Below are 19,785 nucleotides of genomic sequence, written 5' to 3'. Positions count from 1 at the left end.
GATCGAGAGGGACTTCTATGAAACCCGTTATCTTGGATACCGATATCGGACCGGATTGCGATGATGCGGGAGCACTCGCCATATTGCTGACGTTGGCTGATCAAGGGGAAGCAGATATTCTGGGCGTCATGCACTGTACGTCAAGTCCTTGGGGGAGCGGTTGTATTTCCGCTATTCATACGTATTATGGGAGATCGGACATTGCAATCGGTACTTTGCAAGAGGAGCGTTTTTTGGATGAGGCTATTTATCAAAAGTATAACCGATACCTTGCCGAGCACTATCCGAATCCCCTTCGGCAAGGGGAAAAGCCAGAAGATGCAACGGCCCTCTATCGGAAGTTGCTCGCAGGAGCTGCAGAACGAAGCGTAGTCATTATTGCCATTGGTCCTTTAATTAATTTATATCATTTACTCAGGTCTGAATCCGATGATGTTCATTCTTTGAACGGAGCAGCTTTGATCAAGGAAAAGGTCGAAAAGTTGGTTGTAATGGGAGGGGCTTTTCCTTCGGGGAAAGAATGGAATATTGAAATGCATCCCGTTGCAGCAAAATTTGTTGTCGACCATTGGCCAACTCCTATAGTATTTAGCGGATATGAAGCCGGCGCAGATATACAAACTGGTTCGCGATTGTTTATGGATGCGGATGCTGATCACCCTGTTCGTAAAGCCTATGAGCTTTATCTTGATGGAGGACAAACCAGAAGTAGTTGGGACTTGATCACTGTTTTGATTGGTGTACGAGGTTTGTGCGGATTATGGGAGTTGGAGCAAGAAGGTTGGGTCGAAGTAAAAGCTTCGGGAGAAAACAAATGGAATAAAGGGAAGCTGCCCGGCAAGGAGCATAGCTACATTAAAATGAAAAATAAGAAGTCGGAGATAGAGAGCATACTTGATGAGTTGTTAGTTAAAGAGATTGAAAATTAAGAAAAATAGCAAATGCCCTGGAGTGATCATATAAATGATTAACATTGCGATTATCGGCTACGGTTTTAGAGGGAAAGTGTTAAGTACTCACCTTTTGAACATGAACGAAAATGTTAGAATATCGGCTATCGTGGATAACCGGAAAGAAGAAATTAGAAATGAATTAGCGGAAAGTGCGAATGAGATCTGTTTTTACGATACGGTAGACGAGTTGCTTAATCGTGAAAAGCCGGACGGCATTATTATCAGCACCAGATGTTCGTCCCATACTCTAATTGCGATTAAAGTGCTGGAGAAACGAATTCCTTTTATTCTTGAGAAGCCGGTCTCCACCAATCTACAGGATTTGTTAGCCCTTAAGTCAGCCTATGAACGAAGTGGAACCGAGGTAGCTATCCCTTTTTCCTTAAGGTTGAACACACTTGGCCAAGCCGCTAAGGAAATTGCGGAATCGGGCAAACTGGGGACGATTGAGCATGTGCAGGCGATCAATAACGTTTCCTACGGATCGGTTTATTATCAACACTGGTACAGAGACGAAAAGGAGACCGGTGGACTATTTTTGCAAAAAGCAACGCATGATTTTGATATGATACAGTACATTTTAAAGCAAAAGCCGACCTGGATCAGTGCCGCGAAATCCAAACAAATTTTTAAAGGTAATAAGCCGGCGGGATTGAAATGCGAAGCATGCGAAGAACAGGCAACGTGTCCGGAGAGTGCAGTCCTCCATAGAAGACGGGGGGAAGCTGTTCATGGTGAAATGTGTTGTTTTGCAGAGGATACGGGGAATGAGGATTCTGGAAGTGCGATCATTCAATATGAAAGCGGGATGCATGCCAGCTATTCGCAAAACTTTTTTGCCCGCAATAAAGCGGCTACGCGAATGTTTCGGTTTTTGGGTTATAAAGGAACAATGGAATTCGATTATTACACGAACCGCATCCAAGTATATATGCATCATACGAATCGGATCGAAACGTACGAGATACCTTTTGGAAATGATACTCATGGCGGCGGTGACATTGCTGTATGTCAAAGCCTTCTTGATACTATTACTAAAGGTCTGCCCTCTCAAACCCCTATGGAACAGGGGATGCAAAGCGCACTGCTTTGCTTGAAGGCAAATAAGTCAGCAGAAACAAGAACTTTTCAGGAAATAAAGTGGACGGACTAAGTTTTTAAACTTAATCCTGATATACTATAGTAAGAACCCACCTCAAGGTTGACCGCCAAGGGTGGGTTCTTATTTCCAGTTATTTCATAATCACATGTCGATTGATTTTGTATCGCAATTTTTTGATTATGGGACTGTGTCAGGGAAACGATTAGTTGCTTTAATCCGTCAGGAAATATTCGAGGAAGTTTCAAATAGTCATTTAGAGGGGTTCATTTTCACCTATTTGTGGGGGTTCGATCTCCAATCCGATTGGGATTACATTCATTCTATAACGGAGCTCTTTGAGTCAAAGGGCGGCCAGGTATATTGGGTTGAGCTGGAAGCCAGCGTAGAAGAAAGACTGCAACGAAATCGTACCGCAAATAGACTCGAGCATAAACCAAGTAAAAGAGATGTAGAAAAGTCGGAAAAGGATTTAATTACAACTTACGAAAACCATCGGCTAAATTCTAATCCTGGAGAAATTACGAGGAGCAACTATATTAAAATCAACAATATGAATATGTCGCCAGATGAAGTTGCCAAAAAAATTCGAAACGAATTTAATTTATGAGACCCTGCGAGCAACCCGAACGTTAAAGAAAGAGTAATTAAGAAATGCGGGACGAGTTAATTTATATTTGACTTTTAGGGCGGGGGAGTTCAAATGAGTTATCTGTTCATTTTTGTTGCAATGATCGGAATTAATGCGGTAGTGTATTACAATTTTGGAATCCCCGGTGTTCTCATTCTAAACTTCTCGATAGTGACTGCTTTACTCATCCTTATTCACGATAGAATTAAACCATTTGAGGTATCGAAAAAGGTCAAAGATGACTTCGATGCTGGTCAATAGGCGCTGCCGTGTTTATTTTTACTTTCGCAGCTTATTATTTCTTAAGAGTATGGTTCGAAAACAAGCCTGATCGATGATATGATAATACTATTGGGATTGATTATGTAAATAGAGGAGAATTTCCAAAATGCCGCTCGAAACGTTAGCGCTGTATCCGACATTATCCAATCCGATTGAGTGGGGACCTGTGCATGCTTCATTCGTGTTTGCGTCTGGGACGGACGAGGCGCGAGTAAGCAATGTTAGTATTGTGCCTTGCTCAGGGGATAAATACATCATCTTTCAGGTGGAGAACGGAATGTGGGAGCTTCCGGGAGGGACTTTAGAGCCAGGAGAACATTATTTGGACGGCTTGCGACGCGAAGTGATGGAAGAGCTCGGCGGCGAACTTGTTTCCTATACGATCTTCGGGCAGTTCAATTGCGAGTCGAATGCCGCGGTTCCATACAAAGCTCATATTCCGCATCCCCGATTTGTAAGATTGATGGGGTATGGCCAAGTGGAATTGGTAGGTAAGCCCTTAAATCCGCCGGATGGCGAACAAGTCGTGGCCGTGGAAGTCGTAAGCCTCGAAGAGGCTTTACAAAGATTCCATAGCGTAGGCCGTTCCGACCTTGCCGAGTTGTATCAATTAGCGGATGCCATTCGAAAAGAAAAAGGGGATACAAACGATGGGAACTGTCTATGACAGCATTAAACCTGATCACGAAACGTTTATTCGGGAACAGCATCTGTTTTTCGTAGGAACTGCAGCTCCTGACGGCCATGTCAATCTATCTCCAAAAGGACATGACGTGTTTCGAATTCTATCGCCCAATCGGGTGGCTTATCTGGATTTGACAGGCAGCGGCAACGAGACAAGCGCACACCTCTCCGTGTTGGATCGTATAACATTTATGTTCGTAGCGTTCGAGGGAAAGCCGCTTATTTTGAGATTGTATGGGAGAGGAAAGGTTGTCCTGCCGGATACGGAAGAGTGGGAGGGGCTTGCTCCATGCTTCGAGCTGATGCCGGGACATCGGCAAATGATTGTGGCGGACATTGATATCGTGAAGACCTCATGCGGCTTCAGCGTACCATTCTACAGTTATGAAGGCGAGAGGGAAACTCTACTGCAATGGGCAGGCAATAAAGGGGAAGAGAAGCTTACGGAATACCGTAAAGCCAAAAACGCAACAAGTATGGACGGTATACTGACACCTATTGGCGAGAAGTTTCTATAAAACGTGCGAATTCATCATGACGCCGAAGGGATGGAGTTGAATACAATCAAATTTAAGGATTCCAAGCGAGGCAAGGATATAATTAACGCCGTGAAACATTGGGAACAGCGGACATTGGTAGCCTGGGCAGCCGATTGTGCAGAGCAAGTGCTGCCATTATTTGAGAAGCAAGTTCCGGGCGATGATAGACCGCGAAGAGCGATCGAAGCCGGAAGGGCATGGTCGAGGAAAGAAATCACGATGAGCGAAGCGCGCAAGGCCGCTTTTGCCGCGCACGCTGCTGCCCGAGATGCCGGTAACGATGCGGCGACTGCAGCTGCCCGAGCTGCAGGGCATGCAGCTGCAACATCACATGTAACAGGACATGCGGTTCATGCAGCTACCTATGCAGCCAAAGCTGCTGCTTACTCATCGGGAGCAGTGGGGCCGGGAGCCTCGGTGGAAGCCATTCGAGAATGGCAATATCAACTTGTGCTCGAGAGAGAAGGGAAAGTTTCGACATGACTACCATACGAATCATTCCATATAAGGAAGCAGCAGCCTTCTGGTCGCTTCGACTGGAAGCGCTTCGTCTGCATCCTACCGCCTTCGGCAGTTCATGGGAAGAGGCGAAAGACACGGCCGATGAAGGTATACGTGACAGACTTCGGAACGACGATAACGGATTCGTGTTAGGTGCGTACCAGGACAATCGCTTGGTAGGCATGATCGGCTTCAAGCGGGGAACGTCGATCAAGGAGCGTCACAAAGCATTCATCTGGGGCATGTACGTCGCATCTTCGCATCGCGGGCAGGGGATTGGCAGGTTGTTGATGGAAGAGGTTATTCAACGGGCGACCGCAATGAACGGATTAGAAATCGTTACACTTTCCGTCGTTACTACGAACACGGGCGCGCTTAAGCTGTATCGTTCGTTAGGATTCGTAACCTATGGCACGGAGCCGTGCGCGCTTCGAGTCGACGGAGAATGTTTGGACGAGGCGCATATGGCGTATCGAATCGGTGCGGCTCCTCGGTCGAAGGATCAAGAGCAGCCAATACTGGAAGCCGCTCTTTTGTCGATCATACCAGGCAGGAAGGAAGAGTTCGAAGCTAGCTTTATTCAAGCATCCGCCATTATAGCCGGCATGCGCGGTTATTTGGGACATGAGCTTCGCGCCTGCGTCGAGGACGATCACAAATATTTGTTGCTGGTTCACTGGGAGTCGCTGGAGGATCATACCGTCGGGTTCCGCGAATCTTCCGCTTACCAGGAGTGGAAGAGCCTGCTGCATCATTATTATGACCCGTTCCCGGTGGTGGAGCATTTTCATCCTAATTTGCTACCCGGAACCAAAAGAAATGACAAAGAAGAAGGCTCGCCCCCCAGTCAATAAGATGGGGGCGAGCCTTTCCTTGTTTTGTTATGGAGCGTTAGCCAAACGAGCGAAATGTCCTTCCAGCGTCTCCAGATCCGTTGACCCAATGATGGCATCGATGACTTCGCCTGCCTTATTAACGAAGTATAAAGCTGGGAAGCCGCTGCCTCCGTATTGCGAATAAACTGATCCGTCCCGATCTAGAAGAATCGGGTACGATAAATTATGTCGTTCTACATAACTGCGGACTTCCGACAGCTTATCGCGGTTCGTGATATTGACTCCGATCAGATTCAAACGATCTTTGTATTTCTCGTGCAAGACGGCCATCTTCGGCGCATCTTCGTTGCAATAGGTACACCATGAAGTGAACAGCGAGATAACGGTAGGTTTCTCTGCGAAATCGACCGTGACTTGTTGTTCGCTTCCCAACTCTTGCAATTGAATGGAAGAGGCTTGCACCGTCTCCGCTTTGCCTCCCCAATTCGCCAATCCCACATATAAGATGAACGCGACAGCGGCCGCCGCAATGGTTAACGTGATTAAGGTTTGCCTTCGTTTCAACGAATTTCACCCTTTCGTGTACCTCGAATCCTAATCACCAACAGTATACAATAGTTGGGATGATTATCCAAACAAAACACCAACTTTGTTCAAAATCTCGTCGACACTTGTCCATTCCCATAAAAAATCGGTTATAATGTTGGAGGATAGATTATCGTAGAAAGTGGGAGCAGCATGGGTCGTAAATGGAATAATATCAAGGAAAAGAAAGCATCCAAAGATGCCAATACAAGCCGCATATATGCCAAATTCGGAGTCGAGATCTACGTAGCGGCAAAGAAGGGCGAACCTGATCCGGAATCCAATCGCGCGCTTAAGGTCGTTCTGGAACGAGCCAAGACGTACAACGTGCCGAAGGCCATCATCGACCGCGCGCTCGATAAAGCCAAGGGAAGCGCGGACGATAATTACCAAGAGCTGCGTTACGAAGGTTTCGGACCGAACGGCTCGATGGTGATCGTGGACACGCTGACGAACAATGTAAACCGCACGGCTCCGGCCGTTCGTGCCGCGTTCAACAAACAAGGCGGCAGCATGGGTGTGAGCGGCTCCGTCGCTTATATGTTCGACGCCACGGCAGTATTCGGCGTAACCGGCAAGACGGCGGACGAAGTGATGGACATTATGTTGGAAGCGGACGTCGACGTGCGCGACATCCTCGAAGAAGAGGATGCCGTAATCGTCTATGCGGAGCCGGATCAATTCCACAACGTGCAGGAAGCGTTCAAGAAGGCCGGGGTAGAAGAATTCACGGTAGCGGAGCTGACGATGCTTGCCCAGAACTACATCACGCTGCCAGGCGATGCGCAAGCGCAATTCGAGAAGCTCATCGACGCACTGGAAGACTTGGAAGACGTTCAGCAAGTATTTCATAACGTCGAGCTGGAAGATTAATCTTCCGGACTCGCCCGAAGGAAGCCGCGATTGCTCGCGGCTTTTCCTTTCCCAGACCTGACAAGAGGGAGGAGTCAATAAGATGGACTACAAGTATCCCATTGGAACTTTTCAACACCAAGGCAAGGTTACTTCCGATCAGAGAGCGGCATGGATCAAAGAGATTGCGGAGCTTCCTTTGCTGCTTAAACACTCGGTCGCGAATTTGACTCAGGATCAGCTCTCCACACCCTATCGGGAGGGCGGCTGGCAGGTTCGGCAAGTCGTTCATCATCTCGCGGATAGTCACATGAATAGTCTCATGCGGTTCAAGCTGGCCCTGACCGAGGATCATCCCACCATCAGACCCTATGACGAAGCACTCTGGGCGGAATTGGCAGACTCGTTGCAGGAGCCGATCGATACATCGATCTCGCTCATCGCCACGCTTCACGGTAGATGGGTAACGTTGCTTGAATCCATGAGCGCCGAGCAATTCGCTCGCACTTTCTACCATCCCGGATCCGGCGAGACGGTACCGCTGGACCGTTGCCTGGGCATGTATGCATGGCACGGGAAACATCATCTGGCTCAGATCACAAGCTTGGCCGTTCGGCTGGGCTGGTAGGGGACGGAGTCATGGACGATCAAGTACAAGCCCTTATAGAGGACAATTATCTCCGTACAATCGGCGCGTACCTTGCTAAGCCATCTGGCGATCAGCGGATCGGAGCATCGGATCATGGAAGATATGCCGCCGAGTGGCGGAAATAACGTCGCGTATGGAGAATCGCGGCGAGGCGCGAGCTTGCCGTTCTGGAGCTTGCGCCTTTTTTATTGTCGCTGCAACCTTTTCGTGTCATGGAACCTGAATGCAATGGTTTGCGTAGAGGGAGACATGGTTACAGCTAGAGTAGGATGCATCTGCACTGGCGTCTGTGATCAAGAAGAAGGAGGTGGTACCATTGAGAGCAAAAGGACTCGCGGTCATCCTTGCCGTTACGTTATTGCTTGCGCAAGGCTGCGGCATGCTGGACGGGATTGGACAAACGGTCAATTTCGCCACGGAAACAACGACGTATATGAATGAATTAAAGACATTCGGCGAAGACATGAACGGACTCGCCGAAAAAGCGGTTGCGGATATCGATGCCCGAACGGATCTGAAGGCGCGGATTGTAGAGCTGAAGGATCAGGTGGTCGCCTACGGTAACCTTACCGTACCGGATTACGCGAAGGACCTGCACGCTTCGATCGCTCAGTATAACGATACGCTGCAACAAGGACTGGATCAGGCGTTAACCAACATCGAGCAAGGCAGGGCGGCATTCGATGCAACCGGCATACCGGATACTATTGGCAAGGTAAATGAACTTCTGACGCAGCTAAACGGGCTTGCGCCTTAATCTGCGTTCTCCTTATTGCGAATCCTCGGTTCTCGCGATACAATAGGCGAACGACAACCTAGGATTCTTCCAATCAACAAGGAGAGTGCAATAAGATTTGACAGCACAGACATCTGCACCGGCATTGCTTTCTTCCAAATTTCGACTAGGGGCTTTGTTGCTCGTCGTCGTCGTGGCGGGGATGAGCCAAGGCCTGCTTCTGCCGTTATTGTCCATTTTATTAGACCGGTCGGGCCTTTCGTCCGAGTTGAACGGCATGAATTCGGCCGCCATGTATATCGGGATTTTCTTCACCATGTTCGTGATCGAGAAGCCTGTCGTCCGGTTCGGGTACAAGAGGGTGATCGTTGCGGGAATTACGCTCGTTACGCTCTCCACCCTGTTATTTGCGACAACGGATTCCCTCCTGGTCTGGTTTCTCTTGCGAATGCTGGTCGGAATCGGGGACAGTTCGCTCCACTTTGCGACCCAGCTGTGGATCGTCAGCTCCAGTCCCGCCGAGAAACGAGGGCGAACGATCTCGCTTTACGGCATGGCTTACGGAACGGGCTTTAGCCTGGGACCGCTAGGCATCAATCTGCTGCCTTACGGAGAGAGGCTTCCGTTTCTGGTCAGTAGTCTTTTTTTTGCCATCGTATTATGCCTTGTCCTGAGAATACCAAACGAGTGGCCGGAGCGCTCGGCGACGGCGTCTTCCTTGGGCCGGCGTCATCTGAAGACGTACAAGCTGGCTTGGTTCGTCCTCATTCCCGGACTGTTGTACGGATTGATGGAATCTTCCATGAACAGCAGCTTCCCGTTGTATGCGATTCGTCTTGGTCTGGATCAGCATTGGATCTCGTTCCTGCTGCTGGCATTCGGGATCGGCGGTCTTGTCCTGCAGCTGCCGCTTGGCATATGGAGCGACCGGATCGGGCGCAAGCCTGTCCTGATTGGCTGCGCAATGATTGGGGCTATTGCCTTTCTGACTGTGCCAATCGCAGGTGATGAACTACTTGTATTGTTTATCTTGTTCATCGTTGCCGGCGGAGTCGTGGGATCGTTTTTCTCCTTGGGCCTTGCTTATGCCGCCGATATTGTACCGCGGAGCATGCTGCCGTCAGCCAATGTGATCGCCTCCGTACACTTCAGCCTGGGGAGCATAGCAGGGCCGATGCTTGGCGGTATTGGGCTTCGATATGTTTCGCCTAATAGCTTGTTTTTGTTTCTGGGACTGGCGTTCGCCCTCTTTGCGATCAGGGGGATAGGGTACAAACCTAAAGCAATCGATGTTACGGATACGCCTTAAGCGAAGCCTAATCGAGACAAAGGAGTAGATTGATGATGTGTCAAACATCCATTCCGCTGCCCAAAACATCCAGACCTGCCGAGCGGGCAATGAACCATGTCGGCATAACGACGCTTAATCATCTGACGTCGATAACCGAAGCCGAGTTGCTGCGTCTCCATGGCATGGGGCCCAAAGCGATTCGCATTTTAAAAGCGTCGCTAGAGGAACATGGACTAACCTTCGCGAATGCCAAAGAGTAGCATTCAACTATGCCAGGCTAAGAGGTGCAGATTAGTATGCAGATCAAGATCGGAATTATCGGAACGGAAACGATTGTCTCGAAGACGCTTGCCGTATTAAAGTCGTTCCCAACGTTTTTGCCCATATCTGTCGTCGTCGAACATGAACGAGAGGTGCCCAACGTCGCGACGCGGCTTAGCGAGGAAGTAGAGGTGCTGCTGCTATCCGGTCCCCAGGCGCATCGCAAAGTGAAGGAGATGCTGCCGGCTTCCATTCCCGTTCATTACTTGCCGTTGACCGGCGCCGGCTTGTATAAAGCGATCTTTAAAGCCATGCAAGCCGGAAAGCTCGAGAGCGGCATCTCCATCGATACGCTAACCCGCAATATCATCACGCGAACGCTCCAGGATCTCGGGCTCGAGGATACAAAGCTGATCGTCTATGACGGACCGGCGCATGCGGGCTCCGATAAGCTGGTCGCATTTCATGCCGCGAACGTAACCGAAGGAGCTTGCTCCATTGCGTTTACTGGCAATGGAGACGTCGCGGAGCTGCTAGACATAAAAGGTATTCCGAACGAATGGCTGCTGCCCTCGGAGCAGGATATTATCGTAACCTTGGAGCGTGCGCTTCTATCGACGGAATCGCGTCGAAGCAAGGAATCGCAAATAGTCGTCGGCATGATCAAAGTCGATGACTTCGGCAAGCTTGTGATGCAAAGGCATAACGAACACGAGGTTCAGAAGCTGAAGCTGGACATCCATCGGATGGTGCTTGGATATGTCGAATCACTGGACGGATACTCCATGTCTGCAAGCGGAGACGAATTTCTATTCTGCACGACCCGGGGCATATTCGAGAGGGAGACGGGCGGATACAAGACGATTCCGTTGGCGAAGGAGGCAAACAAAAGCTTCGGCATCTCGCTAAGCGTCGGCATCGGGTTCGGCTTGACTGCAAACGAAGCCGGCACAAACGCGCGAATTGCGCTTCGTAAATCCCGGGAAGCAGGCGGCAATACCGGATTTATCGTCAGGGAAGACGCAACGGTAATCGGCCCGCTCGAGATGTCCGATCCGGTGCAATCGGTGCTTGCTCCTACTGAACCAGCCCTGATCCGGCAAGCGGAGGATGCCGGCATGACCAGCGCTTATCTCAGCAGATTGCTTGCGAATATGGCCAAGTCGGGCAAGTACGAATACAAGGTTCACGACCTGGCGGCTACGCTCGGCATCTCGGTTCGGAGCGCGCATCGCTTGGTCTTGCAATGGACGGATAACGGACTCGTGGAGGTCTCGGGTGTGGAGAAAGTGCCCAAAGGCCGTCCGCGCCAGCTCTTCCGTTTCGCCTTTCTGAAGGACAAATCGTTGTAATGACAGCGATTTGTCCTTTTTTTGTCGCTATATAAAGTCAATTTAAAGACTTGTCTTTATATAGCTTTCGGTCGTAAGATGAACGTAATCATACGATTGGAGGTCATCACATATATGAAAACGATAACGGAACTGGAAGCCAATCTGGCCGAGCCGTCACAAGCCTTGGTGAGCGATTTGTCGAAGGTGGAGGGCGATATTATTCTGCTTGGAGTAGGGGGCAAAATGGGGCCCAGTCTCGCCAGATTGGCGATGAATGCGATACGCGAAGGCGGCTTGAATAAACGGGTCATCGGCGTCTCAAGATTTTCCAATCAGGAAGCAAGGAGAGAACTGGAAGAGTTCGGCGTGGAGACCATCTCCTGCGAGCTGCTGGACAACGAGTCGCTCTTTTCGCTGCCGGATGCGGCGAACGTTATCTATATGGCCGGCAACAAGTTCGGTACAACGGGCAACGAACATTTTACTTGGGCGATGAATACTTATCTGCCCGGCCGCGTAGCGGAGAAGTTCAAGGATTCCCGGATCGTCGTGTTCTCCTCTGGCAATATCTATCCGTTCAAGCCGGTCAGCAGCGGCGGCGCCAGCGAATCGGTCGCGCCGGAGCCGCTTGGCGAATACGCGCAATCGACGCTGGGGAGAGAACGGATCTTCGAATACCATTCCCACAAAAACGGCACGCCGATGGCTATGTATCGACTCAATTACGCCATCGACATGAGATACGGCGTTCTGCTTGAGCTGGCGAAAGCGATCCAAGAGAACCGCTCCATCGATTTGACGATGGGCTTCGCCAACGTCATTTGGCAAGGTGATGCAAACGCGATGGCGCTTAGAAGCTTAAATCATTGCTCCAGCCCGCCGACGCTGATCAATATTACGGGTCCGGAGACGGTATCCATCAGGTGGGCGGCAACCGAAATTGCGAAGCGGCTTGGCAAGGAAGCGCTCTTTGAAGGCACAGAATCCGAGACGGCGTTGCTTAATAATGCGGCCAAGTCGCATCAATTATTCGGCTATCCGCGCGTGTCTCTGCTTCAAATGATCGATTGGACGGCGGAGTGGGTGCTGCAGGGCGGCGCAACCTGGAATAAGCCGACGCACTTCCAAGAACGAAAGGGGAACTTCTAATGGCTGCACAAACGTTATCGCCGGAGCTGTTGAAAGCTTTGCAGGATGGGCTCGTCATTCCAGCGCATCCGCTCGCTTTGGATGAGAACCGTCAACTGGACGAAAACTACCAACGAGCCTTATCGAGATATTATATCGCTTCAGGGGCGGGCGGCATTGCCGTAGGCGTCCACTCTACGCAATTCGAAATCCGCGAACCGCAGCATAATTTGTTCGAGACCGTTCTGCGAATGGCAGCGGAAGAAGTGGATGCCGCGTCGCTGAACCGGCCATTTATTAAGGTTGCAGGCGTATGCGGGGGGACTGAGCAAGCGATCGGGGAAGCCGAGCTTGCCCGAAAACTCGGCTACGACGCGGCATTGCTCAGCATGGGCGGACTGCAGGGCTGGAGCGAAGCCGAAATCCTCAAGCGGACAGAGCGCATCGCGGCGATCCTGCCGGTTATCGGCTTTTATCTGCAGCCGTCCGTCGGAGGAAGGATTTTCAGCTATGAATTCTGGCGCGCTTTTGCCGAAATTCCTAATATCGTAGCGATTAAGATGGCGCCGTTTAATCGATATCAGACAATCGATGTCGTGCGTGCGGTATGCGCTTCTTCGCGTCGGGACGAGATCGCCTTGTATACGGGCAACGATGATAATATCGTCGCAGACCTGCTTACGACGTATCGGTTTAATGTAGATGGCGAGACCGTAGAGAAGCCGATCGTCGGCGGGTTGCTTGGCCATTGGGCCGTATGGACGAATAAAGCCGTTGAGCTGCTGGAAGAGATTAAAGCCGTGCGTAAGGAAGGCGTCTTCAGCAAGGAATGGTTGACTCGGAATATCCAGGTGACGGATTCCAACGCGGCATTCTTTGATCCGGCGCATGGCTTCGAAGGCTGCATTCCGGGCATTCATGAAGTGTTAAGAAGACAAGGCTTGCTGCGCGGCACCTGGTGCTTGAACCCGGACGAGAAACTTTCCCCGGGGCAATCGGAAGAGATCGACCGCGTATATGAACAATACCCGCATCTGCATGACGACGAATTCGTTAAGGCGAATTTAACGAAGTGGCTGGCCAACGATTAGAGGCGCACATTACGGAGGGGAACCCGCTTGCGATTCAAGGACGTTTTTTCGATAATCGGCCCGAGCATGATCGGCCCTTCCAGCTCACACACAGCCGGCGCCGTAAGGCTCGGCAGATGCGCCAGGCAAGCGTTAGGCGTTATGCCAAATGAGGCGGAAATCCGGTTCTACGGATCGTTCGCCGACACTTACGTCGGCCATGGAACGGATCTCGCGATCATTGCAGGACTGTTGGATCTGGACACCGACGACGTGCGTATCCGGAATTCCATACAGCATGCCGAGCAGCTCGGCATGCAAATTAAATTCGTGCCGATGACACGGCCGAACGTTCATCCGAACACGGTAACCATGCTTCTGCAAGGAGACGGTCGAAAAGTAACGATGACGGGCTGTTCCATCGGCGGCGGAAGCATTGAAATTATTAATGTAAATGGTTTCGACGTGAAATTTACGGCCGTCTACCCAACCCTGCTGATTTACCACAAGGATCGTACAGGGATGGTTGCAGAGATATCGGATATTGCCAGACAAGCCGGCATTAATATCAGCTATATGGAAGTGGACCGCAAGATGCGCAACGGCGAGGCGCTGACCGTCATCGAAAGCGACGAAAGGCTTCTGCCGAAAGCCAAGCAACGATTGGAACAACTGACCGACGTCAACGAGGTCTGCATCATCGATCTGATGAAAAAGGAGGCGCAGTCATGAGATTTTCGAGTCTCAATGAGCTGAAGGAGCTGTGTTTGACGGAATCGCTAACGATGGGACGACTGATGGTTCTGGAGCAATCCCTGGAAACCGGCGCAAGCGAAGCCGCCATCATGGAACAAATGACGGCCTACTACGGTGTGATGAAAGAGGCGGTACGGAAGGGAATCCAGGAGGATACAACGTCCAGGAGCGGCTTAACGGGAGGCGATGCCAAACGGGTTCTGACGTATTTCTCGGATTCAGGCATGCCTGCGCTCGGCGAATCGGCTTGTACGGCCATGGCTTATGCGCTTGCGGTATCGGAAGTAAACGCTTCGATGGGGCGCGTGATCGCAACCCCAACCGCCGGCAGCTGCGGCATCATCCCCGGCGTGTTCGTCAGCACGCAGGAGAGATTCGGCTGGAGCGATGAGCATATGGTGTACGGATTGTTCGCCGCAGGCGCAATCGGCTATGTCATTGCCAACAATTCGTTTGTCTCCGGGGCGGAGGGCGGCTGTCAAGCAGAGGTTGGTTCCGCAATCGGGATGGCGGCCGGGGCATTAACGGAGCTTCGCGGCGGAACGCCGGAGCAAGCGGTGCATGCCGTAGGACTCGCCTTAAAAAATTCGCTGGGTCTCATCTGCGATCCGGTAGGCGGCCTCGTCGAAATTCCATGCATCGTACGCAACGGCTTTGGTTCGATAACGGCGCTGGCCGCGTCGGACATGGCTCTTGCCGGCGTTCGCAGCGTCATCCCATCGGACGAAGTGATCGATGTCATGCTGGAGGTTGGGGCGGCTATGCCGGAGAAACATCGGGAGACCGCCAAGGGCGGACTTGCTCAGACGCCTACGGGCCGAAAAATTATGAACCAGCTTTACGGCAAGGGAGGCAAGGCAAAAGAATGATATCTTCCCAGAATCGATTCGATATGCTGGCACAATCAGAACGACTGGCACCCGCTCTGACGGAGTGGCGAAGGGAGCTCCATCGATTCCCCGAGTTGAGCCTGGAGGAGTCTGAAACGGCAGAGAGGATTTGCCGCGAATTAGATCGAATCGGCATACCTTACCGTGCCAATGTCGGAGGACATGGGATTATCGCCGAAATCGGGAGTGAAAACGAAGGTCCGGTGGTTGCGTTGCGCGCAGATATAGATGCGCTGCCGATTCAGGAGGAGACGGATCTCGACTTTGCATCGGATCGACCCGGTCTGATGCACGCCTGCGGGCATGACGCCCATACGGCGATGCTGATCGGAGCAGCGGAGCTGCTGGAGCAATTGCACCGGCAACAAAGTTTGCCCGGCATCGTGCGCCTGCTGTTCCAGCCCGCCGAAGAAGTGAACGCCGGCGCGAACGCCATGATATTGGATGGGGCGCTGCAAGATGTTCTCGAGTTGTATGGGCTGCATAACTTGCCGACTTTGCCGGCTGGCAAGGTTGCGACGAAACAAGGACCGTTGATGGGATCCGTGGACCGGATCGAAATTACGCTGGAGGGAAAAGGCGGCCATGGCGCCATCCCCGATCAGAGCATCGATCCCATCGTCTGCGCCGCAGCCATCATACAATCATTGCAGGGAATCGTAAGCCGGGAACTGTCCCCGTTCGAGCCCGTAGTCGTTACGATAGGCAGCATAACCTCCGGCAATGCCAACAACGTTATTCCGCAGTATGCCGTTATGACCGGCACTGTGCGCACGTTTAATCCGGAAGTCCGCGTGACATTGCCGGAGCGGATCGAACGAATCGTCAATCACGTCGCTGAGGGTCATCGATGCAAAGCGCGACTGAAATACATCGAGCAAGTGCCAGTCCTCATAAATCATTGGGAACAGACAGAGGCGACCGAAGCGATTATTGACGGCCTGATCGGACGAGAAGCGAGAGAAGAAGCCAAGCCGACGCTCGCCGGAGAAGACTTCTCCGTTTATTTGAACGAGATTCCGGGCTGCTTTTTCTGGCTGGGCTCCGGTCCGCCGGACAACGCCGAATCGGCATACGGCCTGCATCATCCGAAATATACGTTGAATGAGGAATGCCTTCCCATTGGAGCAGCCTTGCTTGCGGAGATAGCGGTCAACCGCTTGCAGGTTCTCGCAGATGCAGTCCAAAAAACCAAATAAATTCTTTTTAGATGGAAAAATAAAAAGGCCGATTCATCGTCTCCATATTGTGACGTGGATCAGCCTTTTATCATGATGTTTGCTGATGGTGGATTATGAGATGCGCAGAGTTTTAAGGGCGCCGCTCCAAGCGAGTACTTGGTCCAGCATGCCGTTTACGTTCGTCAGATGCAGATCTGCCGGTTTAAACTCGCCATTGTCGAAGTCCGTAAACAAGGACAATGCGGCGTGTATGCGAACATCGGCAACGGACAGCTCTCCCAAAATTCCGCGCAAATGCTCGGCTGCGCGAGCGCCGCCAACGGAGCCGTAGCTGACGATGCCGGCTGCTTTGTTGTTCCAGGAGTCGCGAGCGTAATCAAGCGCGTTTTTAAGCGCCCCCGTGATGCTGTGGTTATACTCTGCAACGATAAATACAAAGCCGTCAAGGCTAGCCAGCTTCGTATTCCACGCCGTTGCCTGTTCCGTCGCGTCCTCTTCGCCAAGAAGAGGCAGCTTGTAGTCGGCGATGTCGACAATTTCGTAATTGGCGTCGCCGCGTCGATCCGCAACCTCCTTCACCCATTGCCCCACCTGCGGGCTAACGCGACCTTGTCTCGTGCTTCCCAAAATGATGCCGATATTTAATCCTGCCATCGTAATCAACTCCTCATAAGATTGGACCTGGTTTGGGACCTACCTTTTAAATAACCATTTTTGTCCGGTTTCATTCATTTTCTGCTCGCGGGTATGGCGGAACTTGCCGATATCGTTCATAATACTTTTATTCATGGTGAATGAAAGGACCAGAGGAGGTTTGTCTTATTGAAGCTATAAATCAGCAACATCTATTTAAACGGACGATGATCGTCGTTCTGTTGTCGCAATTGTTCGGCGGAGCGGGATTGGCAGCAGGGGTTACGGTCGGCGCTCTGCTTGCGGAAGAGATGTTAGGAACAGCCAGCTATGCGGGCTTACCAACGGCACTGTTGACATTAGGTTCGGCGCTGACCGCCTTCCTGATTGGCCGGTTTACCCAGCGTCTGGGGCGAAGACCGGGTCTTGTCATCGGGTTCGGAGCGGGCGGCTTGGGAGCGATCGGCGTCATTATAGCAGCCGTTTACGGAAACATCGTTTTGTTATTCGTTTCCTTGTTCGTCTACGGAGCAGGTACTGCGACGAATCTGCTTGCCCGTTATGCGGGCACGGATCTGGCGAAACCGAATCAACGCGCGACCGCCGTCAGCATGGCGTTGGTATCAACGACATTCGGGGCCGTGGCGGGTCCTAATCTCATCGAAGTGATGGGGAACGTAGCCCGGTCCTGGGGCATTCCTCCGCTAGCGGGTCCGTTTATTTTAGGAGCCGCAGCTTTTCTGTTGGCTGGACTGATCGTGTTTATTTTGCTTCGTCCGGATCCTTTTTTCGCGGCACGTACGCTTGCGGAGCAGGAGCAATTAAAGAGCGGCGGCAAAGGTCCGGAGCTATTGAATGTAATCAATAAAAGAGGTTTAGCGGCAGGAGCGACCGTTATGCTTCTTACGCAGATGGTCATGGTCGCGATTATGACCATGACGCCCGTCCATATGAAGCATCACGGACATGGCTTGTCGCAAGTCGGCATCGTCATCGGCATCCATGTCGGCGCCATGTTCTTGCCGTCGTTGTTTACAGGCCTTCTTATCGATAAAATCGGGCGGATGCGGATGGCATCGGCTGCGGGAATCGTATTGCTTGCCGCCGGTCTCTTGTCCGCGTATGGTTCTGGCGACTCCATGCCGATACTCATTACGGCACTCGCGCTGCTTGGACTGGGCTGGAATCTGGGTTTGATAAGCGGCACGACGCTAATCGTAGATGCAACTCCGTTATCCGTTCGAGCCAAAACGCAGGGGAACATCGATGTCCTCGTTGCGCTTGCAGGCGCTTCGGGAGGCGCTTTGTCGGGCGTAATCGTGGATTACTCAAGTTACGCTACGTTGTCGCTTGCCGGAGGACTTCTGTCCTTGTTGCTTATTCCGGTTTTGTTATGGTCGAACGCGAAACGTCGGGAACAGGCGACTTAGCGGCATCAATTAGCTGAAGAAAGGCATCTCCTTGCCTAAGGGGATGCCTTTCGTTCATCAATCATGACTGTTCTGATAGGTATAACCCGGATGTTTCACGACGGGCTGCTTCACTTTGTTCAGCTTGGAGATCAATGCGGGAGAAACATTAAGATTGCTTTCGACGAGAGCATGCGGCGTCAGCGCCATCCATTGAGTAAGCGAGACGTCCTCGAACCTGTCGGACTTGAACATTTCCAGAAACCAGAGCGATTCCGTACCCGTGTTCTGTACATAATGCCCAAAGGCGAACGGCACGTAACCGACGTCTCCGGCCCGCACGTCATAGGTTCTCGCATTGCCCTCGCCGCCGAAAACGGTCATTCGTCCTTGACCGGTCAAATAGTATTGCCATTCATCGTTGTTGGGATGCCAGTGCAGCTCGCGCATGCCGCCAGGCTCGATCTCCACCAGAGCGGCAGCTATCGTCTTGGATATGGGGAAAACGGTGGAATCGACGATGCGGACGCTGCCGCCGGGCATTTTCATGGGCGGCTGCGCAAGCATTCGATGCGAAAAAGGAAGCGGAACGGCGCCATTAGGCGATTGCACGGCTGTAGAGGCGACGCTGCCGGGAACAATCGACTGGTAGATATAGACCTGTTCCTTCGGAATTCCATCGAACTCGGACTCCGGCACGCCGAAGTTGGCGGACAGCACTTCCTTGGGTGTATGGGCAAACCAATCGGAGAGCGATAACGTGTTCAAATCCGAGAATGCGCCATCGTCGAAAACAAGCAGAAACTCGCAGCCTTCCTCCAGTCCCTGGATGGAGTGGGGGATACCCGGAGGGAAATACCACAAGTCGCCGGGGCCGACATCCGCAATGAAATTGCGGCCATTCTGATCGACGGCTGTAATCCGCGCCTTTCCCAGCAGCATGTAGGACCATTCCGCCTGCTGATGCCAATGAAGCTCGCGAACGCCGCCAGGCTTCAAATACATATTGACGCCAGCGAGCGTGGTGGCGATCGGAAGTTCGCGCACCGTAATCTCGCGCGACCATCCGCCATGATTCAATTGCATATGGGTATCGGAGAAGGAGAACCGGAGATTCGGCAGCAGACCATTATCCGTCTTCGGTGGAACAAGCATATCCGGGTTCTGCATATCCCTGAGCACATCCCGCGGACCTCGGTCGACGCCGCCCGCTCCGTCGCTCCGAATGGGCTGGGGGATAGGAACGGGTGCCGACGGTTGGTAATTGTTATCGTTCATGAACCGGGACCTCCTTACGGACATTGCCGTGTCGATTGAAATCATCGTATCATGAATATGTGCGGCTAACGCCAAATATCCATCCTATCGATGAGAGCTATTTACAAACAGGAGCTTCATTTGTTAGAATAATCCCCATATCTTAAATGCGACGACGAGAAGAGTAGGGAAAACGATCTTGTACAGAGAGCTCCGGCAGCTGAGAAG

General features: G+C 51.7%; 23 protein-coding genes, 1 pseudogene and 1 other annotated feature (1 of these 25 running past the window's edge). Of the genes and pseudogenes, 21 read left to right on the top strand and 3 right to left on the bottom strand.

What is annotated here, in order from left to right:
• Nucleotides 1-17 precede the first annotated feature (17 nt).
• The 8 genes and pseudogenes from KJW29_RS09335 (at nucleotide 18) to KJW29_RS36035 (ending at nucleotide 5,543) form a co-directional block, all read left to right on the top strand.
• Nucleotides 18-929, top strand: coding sequence for a nucleoside hydrolase (locus KJW29_RS09335; RefSeq protein WP_214629577.1), 912 nt, complete (start codon nucleotides 18-20; stop codon nucleotides 927-929).
• A gap of 34 nt (nucleotides 930-963) precedes the next feature.
• Nucleotides 964-2,106: a Gfo/Idh/MocA family protein gene (locus tag KJW29_RS09330; protein WP_246608662.1), complete on the top strand. Its 1,143-nt coding sequence runs from the start codon at nucleotides 964-966 to the stop codon at nucleotides 2,104-2,106.
• Nucleotides 2,107-2,200: 94 nt separating this feature from the next.
• Nucleotides 2,201-2,662, top strand: coding sequence for a shikimate kinase (locus KJW29_RS09325; RefSeq protein WP_246608824.1), 462 nt, complete (start codon nucleotides 2,201-2,203; stop codon nucleotides 2,660-2,662).
• Between the two features lie 409 nt (nucleotides 2,663-3,071).
• A complete protein-coding gene (locus KJW29_RS09320) occupies nucleotides 3,072-3,632 on the top strand; it encodes an NUDIX hydrolase (protein ID WP_214629575.1) in 561 nt (186 codons plus the stop codon).
• The gene (locus tag KJW29_RS09315; RefSeq protein WP_214629574.1) at nucleotides 3,616-4,167 is read left to right on the top strand and encodes a pyridoxamine 5'-phosphate oxidase family protein; all 552 of its coding nucleotides are present in this window, start codon (nucleotides 3,616-3,618) and stop codon (nucleotides 4,165-4,167) included. Before KJW29_RS09320 ends, KJW29_RS09315 begins: the two co-directional genes overlap by 17 nt.
• Before the next feature lie 3 nt (nucleotides 4,168-4,170).
• Complete coding sequence (locus KJW29_RS09310) at nucleotides 4,171-4,671, top strand: putative immunity protein (protein WP_214629573.1); 501 nt, start codon at nucleotides 4,171-4,173, stop codon at nucleotides 4,669-4,671.
• A pseudogene (locus tag KJW29_RS36040) lies at nucleotides 4,623-5,135 on the top strand (GNAT family N-acetyltransferase); the annotation flags it as partial. The gene KJW29_RS09310 and the pseudogene KJW29_RS36040, both read left to right, overlap by 49 nt.
• An 18-nt stretch (nucleotides 5,136-5,153) precedes the next feature.
• Entirely contained in the window at nucleotides 5,154-5,543 is a 390-nt protein-coding gene (locus KJW29_RS36035) for an antibiotic biosynthesis monooxygenase family protein (RefSeq protein ID WP_246608823.1), read from the top strand.
• Nucleotides 5,544-5,570: 27 nt separating this feature from the next.
• On the opposite strand, the gene KJW29_RS09300 is transcribed toward KJW29_RS36035, so the two are convergent.
• Entirely contained in the window at nucleotides 5,571-6,089 is a 519-nt protein-coding gene (locus KJW29_RS09300; RefSeq protein ID WP_214629571.1) for a TlpA family protein disulfide reductase, read from the bottom strand.
• Nucleotides 6,090-6,263: 174 nt separating this feature from the next.
• Here KJW29_RS09300 and KJW29_RS09295 point away from each other — a divergent pair, with 174 nt between their 5' ends.
• The 12 genes from KJW29_RS09295 to KJW29_RS09245 all read left to right on the top strand — a co-directional run bounded on the left by KJW29_RS09295 (nucleotide 6,264) and on the right by KJW29_RS09245 (nucleotide 16,276).
• Complete coding sequence (locus KJW29_RS09295) at nucleotides 6,264-6,983, top strand: YebC/PmpR family DNA-binding transcriptional regulator (RefSeq protein ID WP_214629570.1); 720 nt, start codon at nucleotides 6,264-6,266, stop codon at nucleotides 6,981-6,983.
• 82 nt (nucleotides 6,984-7,065) lie between these two features.
• Nucleotides 7,066-7,590 carry a YfiT family bacillithiol transferase gene (locus KJW29_RS09290; RefSeq protein ID WP_214629569.1) on the top strand — a complete coding sequence of 175 codons (525 nt, stop codon included), beginning with the start codon at nucleotides 7,066-7,068 and terminating at the stop codon, nucleotides 7,588-7,590.
• Between the two features lie 11 nt (nucleotides 7,591-7,601).
• Nucleotides 7,602-7,736: a hypothetical protein gene (locus KJW29_RS36465; RefSeq protein WP_281426345.1), complete on the top strand. Its 135-nt coding sequence runs from the start codon at nucleotides 7,602-7,604 to the stop codon at nucleotides 7,734-7,736.
• A gap of 191 nt (nucleotides 7,737-7,927) precedes the next feature.
• On the top strand, nucleotides 7,928-8,368 hold the full coding sequence (locus tag KJW29_RS09285; protein WP_108992631.1) for a DUF6376 family protein: 441 nt from the start codon (nucleotides 7,928-7,930) through the stop codon (nucleotides 8,366-8,368).
• A 97-nt stretch (nucleotides 8,369-8,465) separates the two neighbouring features.
• Nucleotides 8,466-9,656: an MFS transporter gene (locus tag KJW29_RS09280; RefSeq protein WP_281426344.1), complete on the top strand. Its 1,191-nt coding sequence runs from the start codon at nucleotides 8,466-8,468 to the stop codon at nucleotides 9,654-9,656.
• 32 nt (nucleotides 9,657-9,688) lie between these two features.
• Nucleotides 9,689-9,898 (top strand): helix-hairpin-helix domain-containing protein, encoded by a 210-nt coding sequence (locus tag KJW29_RS09275; RefSeq protein WP_214629568.1) that lies wholly within the window; start codon nucleotides 9,689-9,691, stop codon nucleotides 9,896-9,898.
• 36 nt (nucleotides 9,899-9,934) lie between these two features.
• Entirely contained in the window at nucleotides 9,935-11,251 is a 1,317-nt protein-coding gene (locus KJW29_RS09270; RefSeq protein ID WP_214629567.1) for a hypothetical protein, read from the top strand.
• Between the two features lie 114 nt (nucleotides 11,252-11,365).
• Nucleotides 11,366-12,382 carry an NAD-dependent epimerase/dehydratase family protein gene (locus KJW29_RS09265; RefSeq protein WP_214629566.1) on the top strand — a complete coding sequence of 339 codons (1,017 nt, stop codon included), beginning with the start codon at nucleotides 11,366-11,368 and terminating at the stop codon, nucleotides 12,380-12,382.
• Nucleotides 12,382-13,452: a dihydrodipicolinate synthase family protein gene (locus tag KJW29_RS09260; RefSeq protein ID WP_214629565.1), complete on the top strand. Its 1,071-nt coding sequence runs from the start codon at nucleotides 12,382-12,384 to the stop codon at nucleotides 13,450-13,452. Before KJW29_RS09265 ends, KJW29_RS09260 begins: the two co-directional genes overlap by 1 nt.
• Before the next feature lie 27 nt (nucleotides 13,453-13,479).
• Nucleotides 13,480-14,163: an L-serine ammonia-lyase, iron-sulfur-dependent subunit beta gene (sdaAB, locus tag KJW29_RS09255; protein ID WP_214629564.1), complete on the top strand. Its 684-nt coding sequence runs from the start codon at nucleotides 13,480-13,482 to the stop codon at nucleotides 14,161-14,163.
• Nucleotides 14,160-15,056 carry an L-serine ammonia-lyase, iron-sulfur-dependent, subunit alpha gene (gene sdaAA, locus KJW29_RS09250; protein ID WP_214629563.1) on the top strand — a complete coding sequence of 299 codons (897 nt, stop codon included), beginning with the start codon at nucleotides 14,160-14,162 and terminating at the stop codon, nucleotides 15,054-15,056. Before sdaAB ends, sdaAA begins: the two co-directional genes overlap by 4 nt.
• Nucleotides 15,053-16,276 carry a M20 metallopeptidase family protein gene (locus tag KJW29_RS09245; protein ID WP_214629562.1) on the top strand — a complete coding sequence of 408 codons (1,224 nt, stop codon included), beginning with the start codon at nucleotides 15,053-15,055 and terminating at the stop codon, nucleotides 16,274-16,276. Before sdaAA ends, KJW29_RS09245 begins: the two co-directional genes overlap by 4 nt.
• A 93-nt stretch (nucleotides 16,277-16,369) precedes the next feature.
• On the opposite strand, the gene KJW29_RS09240 is transcribed toward KJW29_RS09245, so the two are convergent.
• Nucleotides 16,370-16,912 carry an NADPH-dependent FMN reductase gene (locus KJW29_RS09240; protein ID WP_087568693.1) on the bottom strand — a complete coding sequence of 181 codons (543 nt, stop codon included), beginning with the start codon at nucleotides 16,910-16,912 and terminating at the stop codon, nucleotides 16,370-16,372.
• A gap of 140 nt (nucleotides 16,913-17,052) precedes the next feature.
• Here KJW29_RS09240 and KJW29_RS09235 point away from each other — a divergent pair, with 140 nt between their 5' ends.
• Nucleotides 17,053-18,321 carry an MFS transporter gene (locus tag KJW29_RS09235; RefSeq protein ID WP_214629561.1) on the top strand — a complete coding sequence of 423 codons (1,269 nt, stop codon included), beginning with the start codon at nucleotides 17,053-17,055 and terminating at the stop codon, nucleotides 18,319-18,321.
• A gap of 57 nt (nucleotides 18,322-18,378) precedes the next feature.
• On the opposite strand, the gene KJW29_RS09230 is transcribed toward KJW29_RS09235, so the two are convergent.
• The gene (locus tag KJW29_RS09230; protein ID WP_214629560.1) at nucleotides 18,379-19,578 is read right to left on the bottom strand and encodes an oxalate decarboxylase family bicupin; all 1,200 of its coding nucleotides are present in this window, start codon (nucleotides 19,576-19,578) and stop codon (nucleotides 18,379-18,381) included.
• 142 nt (nucleotides 19,579-19,720) lie between these two features.
• Nucleotides 19,721-19,785 (top strand) — a binding site (T-box leader) (it continues 197 nt past the right edge of the window).

Source organism: Paenibacillus agaridevorans (assembly GCF_018604145.1).
GTDB classification, from domain to species: domain Bacteria; phylum Bacillota; class Bacilli; order Paenibacillales; family Paenibacillaceae; genus Pristimantibacillus; species Pristimantibacillus agaridevorans.
Note: the sequence above shows the minus strand (reverse complement) of the source record. Positions and strands in the feature narration are given on the sequence as shown.